This window comes from Haloplanus vescus, assembly GCF_900107665.1.
GTDB classification, from domain to species: Archaea; Halobacteriota; Halobacteria; order Halobacteriales; family Haloferacaceae; genus Haloplanus; species Haloplanus vescus.
Genome location: NZ_FNQT01000006.1, coordinates 82,318 through 97,675, shown reverse-complemented (window position 1 = coordinate 97,675; position 15,358 = coordinate 82,318). Strand labels below are relative to the sequence as shown.

Here is a 15,358-nt window from a genome sequence, read left to right as displayed (position 1 = left end):
GAACTATTAGCCTCAGTTTCCCGAGGTTATCGTTCTCTGTAGGGTAGTTTGGCCACGTGTTACGGAGCTATTTGCTACGAGTGTGAACTCGTACAACTAGCATGGCTAAATCGGACCCCGATAGCAATGGCCTCCGGCAGGATCAACCGGAATGGTCTCACTCCGTGTGGAGTGAGGGGTGGCGGGAAACGTCGAATCGTTTCCGCGTCGTAAAGACCACTGAGGTCCAAGGTGGTGGTTCGAGTCACCGGTCCGACCGGATGACATCGAACCACCGAGGCTCACATCAGATTCCGTCTTACGGCGGACCGCAGGGGTGGAATCCTCATGTTTCGTCCGGACCTAAATCGAGTAGAGCGACCCATATAAGCTCATTGGTCGAGCCGCGTGGGAACGCTGAATCGAGCGTGTGGTCCGGGGTCGAGGGCATCGTCGCCCTCGTCGCCTTCGCATTACAGTCAGAATGGAGGTGAATACTTAACCCCGTTGATCTCCCCTGAAATCGGCAGACGGTTTGATATTTGCGTGGTGTTCCCTGTCGTGGCCTCCCCACACATCTCGGCAAAATAGTCCTCATTCCGGCCGTGGAGATCTATCGGCAGCCGGTCTCCGGGGTGGTTTATAAGGATGGGGACACCAAATGGGCGCATACGATGAGTGACCCGGCAGATTCGATAGAGATTCAGAACGTGGTGGCGTCGACCGGTATCGGGCAGGAACTCGACCTCGAAGCGCTGGCAGAGGACCTTCCGGGCGCGGATTTCAACCCCGACAACTTCCCGGGACTGGTCTATCGGACGCAGGACCCGAAGGCAGCCGCGCTGATCTTCCGCTCTGGAAAGATCGTGTGCACGGGCGCGAAGAGTATAGACGACGTCCACGAGGCGCTGGGCATCATCTTCCAGAAACTCCGCGACCTGCACATCCCCGTCGAGGAGGACCCGGATATCACGGTCCAGAACATCGTCTCGAGCGCGGACCTCGGCCACACACTCAATCTCAACGCCCTCGCCATCGGCCTCGGCTTGGAGGACGTGGAGTACGAACCCGAGCAGTTCCCCGGCCTCGTCTACCGCATGGACGACCCGGACGTGGTCATCCTGCTGTTCGGGAGCGGAAAAATCGTTATCACGGGCGGGAAACGCACCGCGGACGCCGCCGAAGCCGTCAGCGTCATCGTCGAACGCATCGACGACCTCGGACTACTCGGCTAGGTCGCAACGCGTTTCTCCGTCCGGGGCGTATCAGCGTCGATGACTGACGAGTCCGTCGACGGCACCGCCGACGCCGTCACTCTGGAATCGTTTCTCGACGCGCTACAGGACGAAGGGCGACCCGTCGCCACCGCCCAACAGATAGCCCGGCGTCTCGACTGCTCACAGGCCACCGCGAGCGACGCCCTCAACCGACTGGTCAAGGACGGCGACGTCGAACGGCTCAACGTCGAGTCCGACCCCGTCGTCTGGTATCCGACGGAGTGGGGCCGCCTGGCCGACCGTGAACGCGTCGTCCTCTTCCCCGAACGCCGCGAGCTCGTCGTTGACCAGCCGAGTCAGTTCACGCGCGCGAAACTCTCCCAAGTAGCGCATCTGGTCGACACCTCCGGCACCAAGGGCTATCTCTATCGCATCAGACAAGAGGACATCTGGGCCGCGCCCTTCGAGGAACTGGGCGACCTCCTCCAGACGCTTCGGTCGGTTCTCCCGCGCCGCTCGCCGCATCTTGAGGAGTGGATTGAGCGTCAGTGGTCCCGCGCGCGCCAATTCACGCTCACCACCCACGAGGACGGCTACACGGTGCTGGAGGCGGCGAGCGAGAGTCTGATGGGCAACGTCGCTCGCCAGAAACTTGACGAGGAACACCTCCACGCGCCCATCTCGGACACCGAGAGTTGGGTCGTCGAGGGGAGCGAAGCGGCCATCAAGCGCATCCTCTACGAGGCGGGCTACCCCGTCGTCGACGAGCGGGAGTTGGAGACTGGGGACCCCCTCGACATCGAGCTGAAAACGACACTGCGGGACTACCAGCGCGACTGGGTGGACCGCTTCCTCGACCAGCGAGCGGGCGTGTTCGTCGGGCCCTCGGGGAGCGGCAAGACCGTCGCCGCCATCGGCGCACTCGCCGCCGTCGGTGGCGAGACGCTGATTCTCGTCCCCAGTCGCGAACTCGCGGGGCAGTGGCGAGCCGAACTGCTCGAACACACCACGCTCGACCCCGAGCAGATCGGCGAGTACCACGGTGGGCAGAAGGACATCGAACCCGTGACGATTGCCACCTATCAAGTGGCGGGGATGGACCGCCACCGCGCGCTCTTCGACCGCCGGGAGTGGGGACTCATCGTCTACGACGAGGTGCACCACATCCCGAGCGAGGTGTACCGCCGGAGCGCAGACCTCCAGAGTAAACACCGACTCGGATTGTCGGCGACGCCGGTGCGAGAGGACGACCGCGAGACAGACATCTACACGCTGGTCGGGCCGCCCATCGGCACCGACTGGGACGCACTCTTCGACGCGGGGTACGTCCAAGAGCCCGAAGTCGAGATTCGGTATCTCCCGTGGGCGAACGACGAGGAACGGAATGCGTACGCGAGCGCGGAGCCACGCGCGAAACACCGAATCGCCGCCGAGAACCCCGCGAAGGTCGACGAAATCAGGCACTTGCTGACCGAGCATCCGACGGCGAAAGCGCTGGTGTTCGTCGACTGGCTCGACCAAGGGCGGGATATCTCGAACGCGCTCAACGTGCCCTTCATCAGCGGTGAGACGCCCCATCACGAACGCGACCGGCTGTTCAACGAGTTCCGAGACGGCGAGCGCCGAACGCTCATCGTCTCCCGCGTCGGCGACGAGGGAATCGACCTCCCGAACGCCGAACTCGCCATCGTGGCCTCGGGCCTCGGTGGGTCGCGCCGGCAGGGCGCCCAGCGCGCCGGACGGACGATGCGCCCCACCGGAAGCGCCACCGTGTACGTGCTGGCGACCCGCGGGACGAGAGAGGAAGACTTCGCGCAGCGACAGATGCGCCACCTCTCGGAGAAGGGCATCCGCGTGACCGAACAGGGAATCGACTAGAGCACGTCGGCGAGGGCATCCATCGCCCGGTCGACGCGTTCGGTATCCGCGTTGTATCCCATGTGACCGACGCGTAGCACGTCGTCGGCAAGGTCACCGAACCCCGTCGAGAGGGTCACGTCGTGTTCGTCGCGGAGGCGGGTCTGGAGGTCATTCGCCCGACCCGGCACCGAGAAGGCGGTGACGGTCGGTGAGCTCCGGTCGGGGTCGGGGTAGAGTTTGAGACCGAGTTCGTCGCCGCGTTCCCGACAGCGGGCAGCGGCCTCGCGGTGGCGACCGTAGACGGACTGGAGCCCCTCATCGAGAAGTATATCGAGCGCCTGGTCGAGCGCGACCACGAGCGTCGTCAGGTGGGTGTAGGGATAGGGCTGGTCGGCCTCGTGCCACGGGAGGAGGTTGGTGTAGAGCGAGTCGGGGTCGCGGGCTTCGATGCGCTCCCACGCCGCGTCGCTCACGGCACAGATAGCGAGTCCGGGCGGTGCGCTGAAGCACTTCTGTGACGCGCCGATGGTGATGTCGATGCGGTCGGTGGGCACGGGCGTCCCCCCGAGCGACGAGACGGCGTCGACGACGGTCAGGGCGTCGTGGGCCTCGAACAGGTCGAGGGCGGGGCCGAGGTCGTTGAGCGTGCCCGTCGGCGTCTCGCAGTGGACCATCGTCGCGAGGTCGACCGTCGAGTCGGCGAGCGTTCGCTCCAGTTCGTCGATTGGGAGCGGGTCGCCGTAGTCGGCGCCGACCACGGTCGCCTCGCCGCCGTAGCTCTCCACGAAATCCGCGAAGCCGTCGCCGTAGGGCCCGTTCGAGAGACAGACGACGTGGTCGCCGGGAGAGACGGTCGAGGCGATGGCCGCTTCGAGGCCGAGGATGCCCTCGCCGCCCAGCACGACGATTTCGTCGTCAGTCCCGAAGGCGACACCCAGTTTCTCGAGGAGGGCGTCGTATCGGTCGGCAAAGACCGGGTCCACGTCGGGGTTGAGCAGTTCGTGACTCATCGCCTCCCTGACCGACGGCGGGAGCGCCGTCGGGCCGGGTGTCATGAGCATACGCCCAGTACCCACTGGGAGGGCTTGTAGGGTCGGGGTAACGGGAAGGCACATGGGCAGGGGCTGTGTAGCCGACGCCATGACCGGGAAGTTCGATCCGACGGTGTTGTCGGAGTTCGTCCTCGGCCGGACCGGCGCCGAGAGCGCGGCCCTGCTCTCCGGCCCTGCCTTCGGCGAGGACGCCGCGGCGGTTCGCGTCGGCGAGCAGACGATGGTCGTCAGCACCGACCCCATCTCGCTTGCGGCGGAGCGCATCGGTGACCTCGCCGTCGCCGTCAGTTCGAACGACGTCGCCGCCTCCGGCGGCCGGCCCGAATTCCTCCTCAGCACGCTCCTCCTGCCCGACGCCGACACGGAGGTCCTCGACACGATCACCGGCCAACTCGACGCGGAGGCCGAGCGCCTCGGCCTGACCATCGTGGGCGGGCACACGGAAGTCGTCGCCGGCCTCGCCCGCCCGCTCTGCTCGCTCACCTGTTTCGGCGTCGCCGACCGCTACGTCTCCAGCGGCGGTGCGAAGCCCGGGGACCGCATCCTCCTCACGAAGGGCGCGGGCATCGAGGCGACGGGCGTCCTCGCGACCGACTTCCGGGACCGACTCGACCTCGCCGACGACCTCGCCGGCCGCGCGCGGGCGGCGTTCGACGACCTCAGCGTGATGCCCGAGAGCGCTGTCCTCGCGCCCGTGGCGACGGCGATGCACGACCCCACCGAGGGCGGCGTCTTGGAGGGTCTCATCGAGATGGCGATAGCGTCCGACAGCACACTCCGCGTCGACCGGGACGAAATTCACGTCCGCCCGGAGACGCGCGCGGCGTGCGAGGCCGTCGGCGTCGACCCGCTTCGCGTCCTCGGCTCGGGCGCGTTGCTGGCGACGGTCGACGACTCCGAGACGGACGCGGCCCTCAACGCACTCGAAGCGGAGGGTATCGACGCGGCCGTGATTGGCCGTGTGGAATCCGGCGACGCGGGCGTCGAACTGGGTGTCGAGCGCTACACCGAGCCCATCCGCGACGACATGTACGCCCTGTGGGACTAATCGTCGAAGCCGGGGTCGGTCCACGGGTCGTCGGCGTCGACGGCGTCGAGGGCGTGGGCGACTTCCTCCTCGGTGTAGTCGTACTCGTCCAAGGCTAGATACAGCCGCTTCCAGCGCGCGCTGAGCTCCGGTTCACCCTCCGGCCCCACGCGGGCGCCGTGCACGCGAAAGAAGGGTGAACTGCGGTCCAGTCGCGCGCCCTCGCCCGTGTGTCCGTCGAGGGCGACGTCGTATTTCCCGCCCGCGGCGAGGTCCTCGTCGGAGACGGGGAACGAATGGGCAGGCTCCTCGCCCGCCTCGTGGGCCTCGGCGCGGCGCTTCGCGATGGCGTGGAAGGCGTTCACCGCGTTCGCGCCCTCGCGAGCCGCGCGAGCGCGGGCGACGACGAGCGCCGCCTGCACCGCGGCCATCTGCCCCCGGCGGGAGTCCATGTCCCAGTCCTCGGCCAACTCCTCATATCGGCCGACGAGCAACGCGGCCTGGGCATCGGCTCGCAGGTCCTCGACGACGAACGTGTTGAGTCGGTCCCAGAGGTTCCAGCCGAACCCGGAGCGGGCGAGCTCCCACGCACACCACGCGGACACCTCCTCGTCGCCGCGGCGAATCGCTTTCTGGAGCAGGCTGACCACAGCGTAGCGGTTGAAGCCGCCGTCCGTCTCGTCGGCACCCGTCTCCTCGCCGAAATCGTTGGTGCCGGTCGCCTCCGGCGCCTCCGTCTCCAGTTCGCCGTCCGGCCCGAAGGTGGCCTGTCGCTCCTCGTCCATGCCGCGTCGATGGCGGTGCGCCGACGAAAGGGTTCGGTCGCCCGAACGAATGAGAATCCTTAAGTCCAGTCTGCCGATTACGTTCATGTGCGCCCGCCCTTAGCTCAGACTGGTAGAGCAGCCGACTGTAGATCGGCTTGCCCCCCGTTCAAATCGGGGAGGGCGGATACCTTCTCTCCGAACGACGCAACGTCGAGAGGCGTTACTGTGGATTTACGAGAGCCCACCCGACACTCCTGTCATCCCAAGCACTAACCCACGTCCGACACATCAATCGAGAACGATGTCGCGGACACTGACGTGTGACAGTTGCGGGTGCGAGAAGCGCTACGACGACGTCGCCGCCGCGCCCAGTTACTGTCCGCGGTGTGGCGAGCAGTGGGGACCGGAGTACCGAGAATCGGCGTAGCGCGGGCGTCGAGTCCTCACGGCGAGCAGTAGCCCGACAGCTCCTCGATGTCGAGCGCGGACCACTGCGTGTCAAGGTCGTCGAACGACTTCGAGAACACACTGAGGCCGATTGCCGAGGCGTGTTCGGCGAAGACATCGGCGGCGGCGATGGCCTCGGGCGAGTCGTCGTCGATAGGTCGAAGCCGGCCGGCGGCGACGACGCTCCGCCAGTCGTCGGGCGAGTGCCAGTCGTAGGCGACGAGCGAGACGGGGGCGGCATCTGTGGAGCGGGCGCGTTTCGTGCTCTGTCCGTCGAAGACGAACTGGAAGATACAGCGGCCGTCGGCGCTATCGTAGCCGAAGGAGAGCGGGAGACTATACGGGCGGTCACCGCCGAAGGACAGGACGCCGTGACCCTGGCGAGCGAGGAACTGAGACATCTGCTCCTCGGTCATCTCGGCGCGGCGCGAATCGGCAGACATGGCCTCTCGTCCGAGATTCGGCCTGAAAAAAGCCGTCTTTCGAGTCCGTGCCCGTGTCGAGGTGCGCAGGGCGCCCCGGACACGGTGACATCGCCGCGCAGTCAGTCGATGTAGGCGAGTTCGAGTTCGGGATTCGTGGGCAGGTCGTTGAGAATCTCGTCGATTTCCTCCTCGGTCATCTCGATGTCGTCGAGGCCGCCGTCGCTCTGGTTGAGCGAGAAGACGAAGTTGATCATCGTCGCCTGAAAGTGCGGACTCGGCTGTTCGCTCTCTCGGATGTTCTTGACGATTTTCGCGGTGGTCTCGTCGTCGAGAATATCGCTCATAGGGAGGTGATAACACGGGGAGTAAGTAGGTGTTCCGGAGACTAGTCCCCGTCGACAGCGAAGCGCGCGGCGTCCTCGCCAAAGGAGGGCGAGGAGGCGAGCGAGACGCCGACGGTCAGGAGGGCGCCGAGAGCCATGAACGCGAGGGCGACGTCCCACCCGCCGTACGAGCGAGCGAGGAGGTCGACGGTCGTGCCGCGAAGGCTGACGGTGACCGCCGGAAGCAGGACGTGGAGGAGATAGAGGACCTGCGGCACGGCGATGCCGACGAGCATGCCGTCGCGGGTCGTCGCGTCCCAGTAGAGCGCGATCATCACGGACGGAGCCAAGAGGGCGAACCCGGAGAAGGCGGTGTCGCCGACTTCGATGAGTGTGCCGGGGCGGGTGAGGCTGGCGAGGAAGGCGAACGTCGCGAAGACGGCGACGCCCAGCCGAGCAATCCACGCCTCTCGTCGCTCGCTCACGTCGGGGTCGACCAGCGGTCGATAGAGGTCACGGGTGAAGTAGGACGACCCCGAGAGGAGCATCGAGTCCGACGAGGACATCATCGCCGCCATCGCGCCGGCGACGACGAGCGCCGCGAACCACGTTGGCGTGTACTCCGCCAGCAGGACCGAGAGGACGTTCGCCCCCTCGGGCACCTCGATGGGAAGCCCCGCGGCCCACGCCCCGAGCATGAACGCGGGGACGAACAGGAGGAGGACCAGCACCGGCCAGAGCGCGAAGGAGCGTTTCAGCACCGTCGCCGACTTCGCGACGAAGAAGCGCTGGTTTATCTGCGGGAACATGGTGACGCCGAAGGCGATGGTGACGGCGCTAGAGATGATGAACTGCGGGGTGTAGACGCCGCCGCCGAGCGAGGCGAAGTCGGGGTTGGCAGCGATCATCCCGTCGGTAGCGGCGCCGACGCCGCCGAGACTGCTCACGACCCACGCCACCGCGACCCAGAGGACGGAGAGCATGAACAGCCCCTGAATCGTGTCGGTCCATGCGACGCCTCGGAGTCCCGAGAGGGTCACGTAGGCAATCATAAAGAGTGTGATGAGCGCCGCGCCGCCCCAGTAGGGGACGGCGCCGGCCGTCAGTCCACGGAGCGCCTCGCCGGCCCCCATCTGCTGGAGCATGACGTAGGGGAAGAGCCAGAGGAGGCTGACGCCGGCGACCAGCGCTCGGAGGAGCGGCGACCCGAAGCGGTCACCGAGCATCTCGCCGAGCGTGACGTAGTCGCGGGCGCGGCCGATGAGCCACTGCCGGTAGCCGATGAGATACCAGAGGATGGCGAAAAGAACCCCGTCCATCACGCCCATCACGAGAATCCACTCGGGACCGGCGGCGTAGGCGAGGTTCGGCCCCCCGAAGAAGGTAAAGGCCGACAGGAGCGTCGCGAAGGTGGTGAAGAGGAGGACGAGCGTGCCGAGCGTCCGGCTGGCGAGATAGAAGTCCTCGGCGTCGTTGCCGCCGACGCGGTAGGCGAACAGGCCGATGCCGAGCGTCAGGAGGAGGTAAGCGAGGACGATGCCGAGCGGTTGGAGCGTCACGCGTCACCACCCCTGACGGCGTCGACGCCCATCAGCCGGTCCCAAGCCGACCGGGTGAACAGCGCGAACGTGACGGAAGCCAGTACCATCCAGCCGAGGTGCCACCAGAGCCACACCGGCAACCCGGCGACCACCCTCGACGACCCCCAGAGGAACCAGGGAATCGAGAACACGACGAGGGTTGCAAACCCGACCACCCACAGCCAATCGCGTATCGAACGCATCGTTGGAGCATACCTATACCTCCAACTACGTAAATGATGTTGAATATCCCCCTATTTGCCGTTTCGAAGAAAATTAGTCTTCATAAGATAGAATCGCAGGACACCGTAGGGGTAGTCGAGTAGTCACGCCATCCGAAGCACCGCTAATGCAACTTGAGTTCGACCCGTCGCCCGTCGGGGTCACGGACGTACGCCGCCCAGTCGCGGCCGTAGGCCCCGTAGCGCTCGTGAGGTTCGCCGGCCTCTATCTCGACGCCCGCGTCGCGCAAGTCGTCGAGGAGGGCGTCGAGTTCCGCACGGGTGCCCGTCCCGTCGGAGCGAACGAGCAGACAGACGTGTTCGCCGCCCACGTCGATGGGGTCGTCGGTGGGGACGAGATGGAGGTGGCGGCCCCCGGCGACGACGGCGACGTAGGGCACCTCACCGGCCTCGAACCGGTCGTGGTCACGGACCGAGAGGCCGAGTAGGTCGTGATAGAATTCGAGCGCGCGGTCCACGTCGCTGACGCGGAGCGCGACGTGGTCCATATCGACGACGTCCATGCCCGGAAGTTGGGACGCCGCCCTCAAAACCGTTCAGGCGATTCGAGGCGTTCGCGTGTCTGCCGGTGGCGATACCGGAACATCGGGTCGAGACCGAGTTTCGCGAGCGGCGCAATCGCGCCGTCGAGTGGGCCGAGTGGGAGGGCGTAGGCGACCCGGTCGTCGACTATCGTCTCGTCGCCGTCAGCGAAGAAGCGATGGGTGTGCTCCCACTCCCGGAACGGGCCACCCTCCATCCGGTCGCGGAAGTACGCGGTCCCGTCGTCGCGCTCGCGGGCGGTGATTATCGAGGTCCACCGCTGTCGCGGGCCGATATCGAAGGGACGGACCGAGGCGTCGATGCGCGCCCCGGCTTCCAGTATCTCGGGGTCGGGGTCACCGTCCGGCCCGGTAACCGATTCGACGCGGAGGTTCAGCCAGTCGGGCGTCAGCGCCTCCAGCCCGCTGACTCGGGAGTGAAAGTCCCACACCTCGTCGAGCGGCGCGGCGACGCGCGTCCGGCGTTGGTAGACGGCCATACTTCGTGTAGGGCGGATATCCGGAAAAGCGCGCGGGTCAACCGGGAGGTTAATTCGGGTCACGGGCCTCTGTGTCGGTATGTCCACGTCACTCGAACCGGACGACGAGGTGGTCGTCCTCGCCCACGAACAGTTCCCGAATCGGGCGAAAACCGCCGTCGGCGTCCTCCGATACGCAGACTACGACGTGACCGCCGTCCTCGACCGGGCGTGTGCCGGCGACACCGTCGACGACCACGTACCCGGCGTCTCCGATGCCCCCATCGTCGCGGAAATGGCGGACGCCCTCGACGTGACGGACCCCGACGCGCTCCTCATCGGCATCGCCCCCATCGGCGGCGGGTTCGACGAGTCGTGGCGCGCCGACGTGCGAGCGGCCATCGAAGCCGGCTGTGACGTGGTGTCCGGCCTCCACTACTTCCTCGAAGACGACGACGAGTTCGCGGCGCTGGCCGCCGACCACGGCGTCGACCTCATCGACGTGCGCCGCCCGCCGGAGGACCTCACCGTGAGCGAGGGGCGCGCCCGCGACGTCGACGCCGACGTGGTGTTGACCGTCGGCACCGACTGCTCGACGGGCAAGATGACGACGACGCTCGAACTCGTCGCCGCCGCGCGCGAACGCGGCATCGACGCCGGCTTCGTCCCCACGGGCCAGACGGGCATCATGATCGCTGGCTGGGGGATTCCCGTCGACCGCGTCATCGCCGACTTCGCCGCGGGCGCCGTCGAACGCATGATTCTCGACGCCGCCGAGGAACACGACGTCCTCTTCGTGGAGGGACAGGGCACCATCGTCCACCCCGCCTACTCCGGTGTCACCTGTAGCCTGCTCCACGGCGCGATGCCCGACGCCCTCGTCCTCACCCACAGCGCCGGGCGCGAGTCCATCCACGGCTACGAGGACTTCGCCATCCCGCCCGCGGAGACGTACGTCGACCTCTACGAGAATCTGGCAGACCCCGTCGCCCCCGCGGAGGTGGTGGCCGGCGCCCTCGACACGCGCGCTCTCGACGACGACGCGGCCGCCGAGGCGGCAGTCGACGACTACGCCGACGCCATCGGCGCACCGGCGACCGACCCCGTCCGCTTCGGCGTCGACCAGATTCTGGACGCGCTATGATCGACGCGACGTTCGAACGCGAACGCCTCCCCATCGACGGCGACTTCACCATCTCGCGCGGGTCGAAGGCGGCCGTCGAGACGGTGGTCGTGCGCGTCCGCGACGACGCGGGACAGACGGGTATCGGCGCCGCGGCACCTGACCCACACTACGGCGAGACGGCGGACACCGTGTGTGCGGTCCTGCCCGACCTGCTGGAGGCGGTGGAGGGCGTCGACGACCCCCTTGCCCTCGACCGAATCGAGCGCGAACTCCGGGACGTTGTCCGCGACAACCCCGCCGCGCGGGCGGCGGTGAGCGTCGCGTGTCACGACCTAGCGACGCGTCGCCTCGGGATTCCGCTCTACCGCTACCTCGGCCTCGACGCCGAGCGAGCGCCGCCCACCTCATACACCGTCGCCATCGACGACCCCGAGGCGATGGGCGAGGCTGCCGCGGACGCCGTCGACGCGGGGTACGACGTGCTCAAGGTGAAACTGGGGACGGCCCGCGACCGGGAGCGCGTCGAAGCAGTTCGCGAGGCCGCCCCCGAGGCGACGGTTCGCGTCGACGCCAACGAGGCGTGGACGCCCGCGGAGGCGATTCGGAAGAGCGAGTGGCTGGCCGACCTCGGCGTCGAGTTCGTCGAGCAACCCGTGCCCGCCGAGAACCCCGAGGGCCTCCGCCGCGTCACCGGACGGAGCGCGCTCCCTGTCGCCGCCGACGAGTCCTGCGTCACGCTCCCCGATATCGCACAGGTGGCCGACCGGGTCGACATCGTGAACCTGAAGCTCATGAAGTGTGGCGGCGTCCGCGAGGCGGTGCGGATGGTCCACGCCGCCCGCGCGCACGGCCTCGAAGTCATGCTGGGCTGTATGGTCGAGTCGACGGCCTCGCTCGCCGCCGCCTGCCATCTCGCACCCCTCGTCGACTACGTGGACCTCGACGGCGCGCTCTTGCTGGCCGAGAACCCCTACGACGGCCCGAGTTACGCGGGCGGCAGTCTCGCGTTCCCTGACCGGCCGGGGACGGGCGTGCGCTCGGACTAGTCGCCCCAGCCGTCGGTGACCCGTCGCTCGCCGTCACGAGTGAGAAACAGTCCCGCAAGGTCGTCGCGAGTCGAGAGCATCGCCGCCGCCCGGTCGTCGTCCAACACGAACGCCGCGGTGGCGTGGGCGTCCGCCGTCTCGGCGTCGTCCGCAACGACGGTGACGCTCGTGTCCTCGGTGGGCGAGCGCCCGGTCCCGGGCGTGATGATGTGGTGGTTCGTGCGGTCCTCGTCGTAGTAGATTCGGTAGTCGCCCGAGGTAGCGACGCCGCCGCTGTCGAGACGGACCGTCGAGGCGAGGCCGTCGCCGCGCGGGTTCTCGACGCCGACGCGCCACCGCGACGAGGAGTCGTCGCCGCCGAAGACGCGCACGTCGCCACCGGCCTCTATCAAGCCGGCGTCAACCCAGTCCCGGAGGGCGGCCACGCCGGCGTCGACCACCGCCCCCTTGGCGACGCCGTCGAGGGTGAGCGGCGTCGGCGTCCGGAGTTCGGATTCGTCGACGACCACGTCCTCGAACGTCGCGTCCGAGACGTGCCGACGGGCGTCCTGCGGGTGGTCCGCGCCGGATTCGAAGGCGCTCACCACCGGCAGCACCGTCGGGTCGAACGCGCCGTCGGTCCGGTCGTACAGTCGTCGGCATCGCTGGAGGAGCGCGACCAGTTCGGGCGAGGGGGAGTCGAGGACGCCCGCGTCGTTCAGGCGCGCCACCTCCCCATCGGGGTCGTGGCGGGTGAACACCGACTCCAGTCGCGACATCTCCGCGAAGGCACGCTCCACGCCGAGTTCGGCCCGGTCCGTGTCGCGGGTGACGGCGGTGACGGTGACGAGCGACCCCATTATCAGCCGCGTGCTCCGCACCTCGGTCACCTCGTCGCGGACGAGGAGCGTCTGCCCGAGGAAGCCGGCCCCGGCGACGCCGCCGGCGGCGGCGAGCAACGAGCGACGGTCGAGTTCACGCATCGCCGTCACCCCCGCCGAGCCAGTCGGTTCCGGTCGTCTCCGAGTCCGAGCAGCCACACCCAGAGTTGCCGGTCGAACAGCCGCATCCGGCGTCTCCAGTCGAACAGCCGCAGGAGCCACCGTCTGCGTCGTCCGTCGACTGACGGACCATGTTGACGACGGCGCCGTCGGGGACGAGGTCACCGCTCTCTGCGAACAGTTCCGGCTTGCCACCGTCGGTCGCGACGCGTTCGGCAAGGATGCGCTGTTGCTCCGTGGTTCGGTCCTCGGGGCGGATGCGCTCGATGAGATGCGGGTCGCGCCACGCGTCGACGGTGAAGCCGTGTTCGTTGTCGTACTGAAGCACGACCGGACAGCCCTCGGGGTCGTAGTAGTTGTCGACACAGACCGAGCACTGGAAACACTGGAACTTGTTTATCGAGCCGTCGTCCTCGATGGCCTGGAAGTCACAGTCGGTCTGGCACTTCACGCAGTCGCCACAGAGGTCGTAGCGCTGGATGGGCGTCTGCTGGACGACGTTCCCCAGCGCCAACCCGGCGCCGAGCGGGCAGAGGTACCGGCAGTACGGGCGGAACATGACCGCCCCGGCCGCGATGAGCACGACTGACCACCCGATGTAGACGGGGTCGGTCACCAGCGAACTGTAGAAGGCGGCCTTGAACGGCTCGACCTTCGCCAGTTTCGCGCCGAAGTCCGTGGAGATGACGAAGCCCACGACGATGGCGATGAAGATTGGGTAGCGTATCTTCTCTAGTTTGACGTGGTACTTCCGCGGGAGTTCGTACGACCACGGCGTCACCTTGTACAGAAGTTCCGAGAGCGCACCGAACGGACAGATCCACCCGCAGAAGACGCCGCGCCCCCACTTCGGGATGGTGAGCGCGATGGCGACGAACGTGATGGCGACGAGCGGCGCCGACAGGAAGAGCGCCCACCGGAATCCCCCGGTCGTGGCCCACGAGATGAGTTCGCGGACCAGAATCGCTATCTGTTGGGTCGTCGGCTGCGTCGGGTGATACCAGCCGAGGAAGACGAGCGTCACCCCAAGCGTCCCGATACGCAGTCGGTTGACCGTCACGCCCGCCCGCCGACAGATGCGCGACCGGAACGTGAACACGCCGAGGATGGCGGTGAGGAAGACGACGAGGGCGATGGCGGTGCCCCAGTTGTCCTCCCACGCCGATTCGACAGAGCTGACCCACGCCGGGAGGGTCTGCGCGGCGGCGACGTCGACCGGGCGCTTGGCCGCCATCCCGCCCGGCCCGTAGGTCCGGCGGGTGCGCTCGCCGGCGACGGTCAGGTCGAGAACGAACGGCTCGGTGGTGTCGATGGGGTCGGTGACCAGCAACGCGGCGCTCCACTCGACGCCCTCGACTTGTGTCTCCCGTGTCGATGGGGCGTAGGACCGCACCCACTGGTGGAGGCGGAGGCGGTCCGGCGGGGCCGCCGACGCGCCGCCGAGGCCGACCCATATCATCGTCGCGTTCGCGGGCGCGGTGTCGTTGTCGAGTAGACGCGACTGCATCGACGTCGATTCGATCGGCGCGGCGTAGATATCGAGCGACGAAGCGTCGTTGGCATCCAAGGCACCCACGGGCCAGTGGGCGAGGTCGGTCTCGCGTCGCAGGTCGTCGAGCGACGCGTTTCGCTGCGCCGACGACTGCGTGGCCGCCTCACCCTCGATGAGGCCCTTCTCGCGGGCGACAATACGGGCCGACTGCGTCACCGTCTCGATTGACACCCGCGTCGTCACCGACGCGCCGGTGAGGGCGTCGATGTGGCGTTCGCCCGACTCCGCCTCGCGGATGGTGACTTCCTTCGTGACGGACATACCGACCATCTGGTGGCTGAAGGTCCGAAGCCGCTGAACCGCAGAGGCGCGGTCGAAGAAGGGTTCGTGTTGCTCGACGAGTTCGATGCCGTGGATGGTGCCGTTGGTGTCGAGTGCGACCAAGAACTCGATGGGTTCGTTGCCGTAGCCCTCGGCGTCGACCACGTTGCTCGTGAGGTAGACGTAGCCGACGAGTCGGCGTTCACCGTCGACCTGCCGGTAGGCTTCGACCGTCTGGTACTGACCCGAGGGCTCGGAGAAGGAGTCGGCCTCGGGGTACACCTTCGAGAGACTCCGCTCGGAGAACGGGTCGTCGATGGTGGTCCGGTCGACTGCGGCCACCGGCGCGGCCGTCGAGAAGACGAGGAGGAGGGCGAACACGACCGTAAGTCTGCGGCGTCGGGTCACGGTGGACACAGCTCCGAAGGGGACGGCGACAACCGGGCAGCGAGGCGGTCAGTCGTGGATTCCCCA

General features: G+C 67.4%; 16 protein-coding genes, 1 tRNA gene and 1 rRNA gene. 7 read left to right on the top strand and 11 right to left on the bottom strand.

What is annotated here, in order from left to right; translation table 11 throughout:
- Window positions 1-153 (bottom strand): 16S ribosomal RNA (locus BLU18_RS13985); the annotation flags it as partial.
- Window positions 154-653: 500 nt separating this feature from the next.
- Here BLU18_RS13985 and BLU18_RS13980 point away from each other — a divergent pair.
- Together BLU18_RS13980 and BLU18_RS13975 are read left to right on the top strand one after the other, a co-directional pair.
- Window positions 654-1,214, top strand: coding sequence for a TATA-box-binding protein (locus BLU18_RS13980; protein WP_092635976.1), 561 nt, complete (start codon window positions 654-656; stop codon window positions 1,212-1,214).
- A 39-nt stretch (window positions 1,215-1,253) separates the two neighbouring features.
- On the top strand, window positions 1,254-3,074 hold the full coding sequence (locus tag BLU18_RS13975) for a DEAD/DEAH box helicase family protein (protein ID WP_092635974.1): 1,821 nt from the start codon (window positions 1,254-1,256) through the stop codon (window positions 3,072-3,074).
- Here BLU18_RS13975 and BLU18_RS13970 read toward each other — a convergent pair.
- On the bottom strand, window positions 3,071-4,117 hold the full coding sequence (locus BLU18_RS13970; protein ID WP_092635972.1) for a pyridoxal-phosphate-dependent aminotransferase family protein: 1,047 nt from the start codon (window positions 4,115-4,117) through the stop codon (window positions 3,071-3,073). The two genes, BLU18_RS13975 and BLU18_RS13970, sit on opposite strands and share 4 nt — an antisense overlap.
- A gap of 79 nt (window positions 4,118-4,196) precedes the next feature.
- On the opposite strand from BLU18_RS13970, the gene BLU18_RS13965 reads away from it, so the two are divergent.
- On the top strand, window positions 4,197-5,156 hold the full coding sequence (locus BLU18_RS13965) for an AIR synthase family protein (protein WP_092635970.1): 960 nt from the start codon (window positions 4,197-4,199) through the stop codon (window positions 5,154-5,156).
- Here BLU18_RS13965 and BLU18_RS13960 read toward each other — a convergent pair.
- A complete protein-coding gene (locus tag BLU18_RS13960) occupies window positions 5,153-5,920 on the bottom strand; it encodes a hypothetical protein (RefSeq protein WP_092635967.1) in 768 nt (255 codons plus the stop codon). The two genes, BLU18_RS13965 and BLU18_RS13960, sit on opposite strands and share 4 nt — an antisense overlap.
- Before the next feature lie 93 nt (window positions 5,921-6,013).
- Between BLU18_RS13960 and BLU18_RS13955 the strand changes: the two genes are divergently transcribed.
- Window positions 6,014-6,087, top strand: a tRNA-Tyr gene (locus BLU18_RS13955).
- Between the two features lie 116 nt (window positions 6,088-6,203).
- Window positions 6,204-6,329, top strand: a complete 126-nt coding sequence (locus BLU18_RS15210; RefSeq protein ID WP_281241042.1) for a hypothetical protein — start codon at window positions 6,204-6,206, stop codon at window positions 6,327-6,329.
- 16 nt (window positions 6,330-6,345) lie between these two features.
- On the opposite strand, the gene BLU18_RS13950 is transcribed toward BLU18_RS15210, so the two are convergent.
- The 6 genes from BLU18_RS13950 to BLU18_RS13925 form a co-directional block, all read right to left on the bottom strand.
- Window positions 6,346-6,792 (bottom strand): pyridoxamine 5'-phosphate oxidase family protein, encoded by a 447-nt coding sequence (locus BLU18_RS13950; RefSeq protein WP_092635965.1) that lies wholly within the window; start codon window positions 6,790-6,792, stop codon window positions 6,346-6,348.
- A gap of 101 nt (window positions 6,793-6,893) precedes the next feature.
- Window positions 6,894-7,118 (bottom strand): hypothetical protein, encoded by a 225-nt coding sequence (locus BLU18_RS13945; RefSeq protein ID WP_092635963.1) that lies wholly within the window; start codon window positions 7,116-7,118, stop codon window positions 6,894-6,896.
- Between the two features lie 41 nt (window positions 7,119-7,159).
- The gene (locus BLU18_RS13940) at window positions 7,160-8,656 is read right to left on the bottom strand and encodes a sodium:solute symporter family protein (protein WP_092635960.1); all 1,497 of its coding nucleotides are present in this window, start codon (window positions 8,654-8,656) and stop codon (window positions 7,160-7,162) included.
- Window positions 8,653-8,880: a DUF3311 domain-containing protein gene (locus BLU18_RS13935; RefSeq protein ID WP_092635958.1), complete on the bottom strand. Its 228-nt coding sequence runs from the start codon at window positions 8,878-8,880 to the stop codon at window positions 8,653-8,655. The genes BLU18_RS13940 and BLU18_RS13935 overlap by 4 nt, the downstream gene beginning before the upstream one ends.
- A gap of 143 nt (window positions 8,881-9,023) precedes the next feature.
- Complete coding sequence (locus tag BLU18_RS13930; protein WP_092635956.1) at window positions 9,024-9,422, bottom strand: VOC family protein; 399 nt, start codon at window positions 9,420-9,422, stop codon at window positions 9,024-9,026.
- 23 nt (window positions 9,423-9,445) lie between these two features.
- Complete coding sequence (locus BLU18_RS13925; RefSeq protein WP_092635954.1) at window positions 9,446-9,940, bottom strand: SRPBCC family protein; 495 nt, start codon at window positions 9,938-9,940, stop codon at window positions 9,446-9,448.
- 79 nt (window positions 9,941-10,019) lie between these two features.
- Between BLU18_RS13925 and BLU18_RS13920 the strand changes: the two genes are divergently transcribed.
- Window positions 10,020-11,063 (top strand): N-acetyltransferase DgcN family protein, encoded by a 1,044-nt coding sequence (locus tag BLU18_RS13920; RefSeq protein ID WP_092635952.1) that lies wholly within the window; start codon window positions 10,020-10,022, stop codon window positions 11,061-11,063.
- A complete protein-coding gene (locus BLU18_RS13915) occupies window positions 11,060-12,091 on the top strand; it encodes a dipeptide epimerase (RefSeq protein ID WP_092635950.1) in 1,032 nt (343 codons plus the stop codon). Before BLU18_RS13920 ends, BLU18_RS13915 begins: the two co-directional genes overlap by 4 nt.
- On the opposite strand, the gene BLU18_RS13910 is transcribed toward BLU18_RS13915, so the two are convergent.
- Together BLU18_RS13910 and BLU18_RS13905 are read right to left on the bottom strand one after the other, a co-directional pair.
- Window positions 12,088-13,053, bottom strand: coding sequence for an FAD:protein FMN transferase (locus BLU18_RS13910; protein ID WP_143025280.1), 966 nt, complete (start codon window positions 13,051-13,053; stop codon window positions 12,088-12,090). The two genes, BLU18_RS13915 and BLU18_RS13910, sit on opposite strands and share 4 nt — an antisense overlap.
- A complete protein-coding gene (locus tag BLU18_RS13905; RefSeq protein ID WP_176791253.1) occupies window positions 13,046-15,292 on the bottom strand; it encodes a 4Fe-4S binding protein in 2,247 nt (748 codons plus the stop codon). The genes BLU18_RS13910 and BLU18_RS13905 overlap by 8 nt, the downstream gene beginning before the upstream one ends.
- Between the last annotated feature and the right edge of the window lie 66 nt (window positions 15,293-15,358).

Coding starts and splice junctions, on each gene's coding strand:
- BLU18_RS13980 (WP_092635976.1), top strand. CDS start 654: ATGAGTGACCCGGCAGATTCGATAGAGATTCAGAACGTGGTGGCGTCG.
- BLU18_RS13975 (WP_092635974.1), top strand. CDS start 1,254: ATGACTGACGAGTCCGTCGACGGCACCGCCGACGCCGTCACTCTGGAA.
- BLU18_RS13970 (WP_092635972.1), bottom strand. CDS start 4,117: ATGCTCATGACACCCGGCCCGACGGCGCTCCCGCCGTCGGTCAGGGAG.
- BLU18_RS13965 (WP_092635970.1), top strand. CDS start 4,197: ATGACCGGGAAGTTCGATCCGACGGTGTTGTCGGAGTTCGTCCTCGGC.
- BLU18_RS13960 (WP_092635967.1), bottom strand. CDS start 5,920: ATGGACGAGGAGCGACAGGCCACCTTCGGGCCGGACGGCGAACTGGAG.
- BLU18_RS15210 (WP_281241042.1), top strand. CDS start 6,204: ATGTCGCGGACACTGACGTGTGACAGTTGCGGGTGCGAGAAGCGCTAC.
- BLU18_RS13950 (WP_092635965.1), bottom strand. CDS start 6,792: ATGTCTGCCGATTCGCGCCGCGCCGAGATGACCGAGGAGCAGATGTCT.
- BLU18_RS13945 (WP_092635963.1), bottom strand. CDS start 7,118: ATGAGCGATATTCTCGACGACGAGACCACCGCGAAAATCGTCAAGAAC.
- BLU18_RS13935 (WP_092635958.1), bottom strand. CDS start 8,880: ATGCGTTCGATACGCGATTGGCTGTGGGTGGTCGGGTTTGCAACCCTC.
- BLU18_RS13930 (WP_092635956.1), bottom strand. CDS start 9,422: ATGGACGTCGTCGATATGGACCACGTCGCGCTCCGCGTCAGCGACGTG.
- BLU18_RS13925 (WP_092635954.1), bottom strand. CDS start 9,940: ATGGCCGTCTACCAACGCCGGACGCGCGTCGCCGCGCCGCTCGACGAG.
- BLU18_RS13920 (WP_092635952.1), top strand. CDS start 10,020: ATGTCCACGTCACTCGAACCGGACGACGAGGTGGTCGTCCTCGCCCAC.
- BLU18_RS13915 (WP_092635950.1), top strand. CDS start 11,060: ATGATCGACGCGACGTTCGAACGCGAACGCCTCCCCATCGACGGCGAC.
- BLU18_RS13910 (WP_143025280.1), bottom strand. CDS start 13,053: ATGCGTGAACTCGACCGTCGCTCGTTGCTCGCCGCCGCCGGCGGCGTC.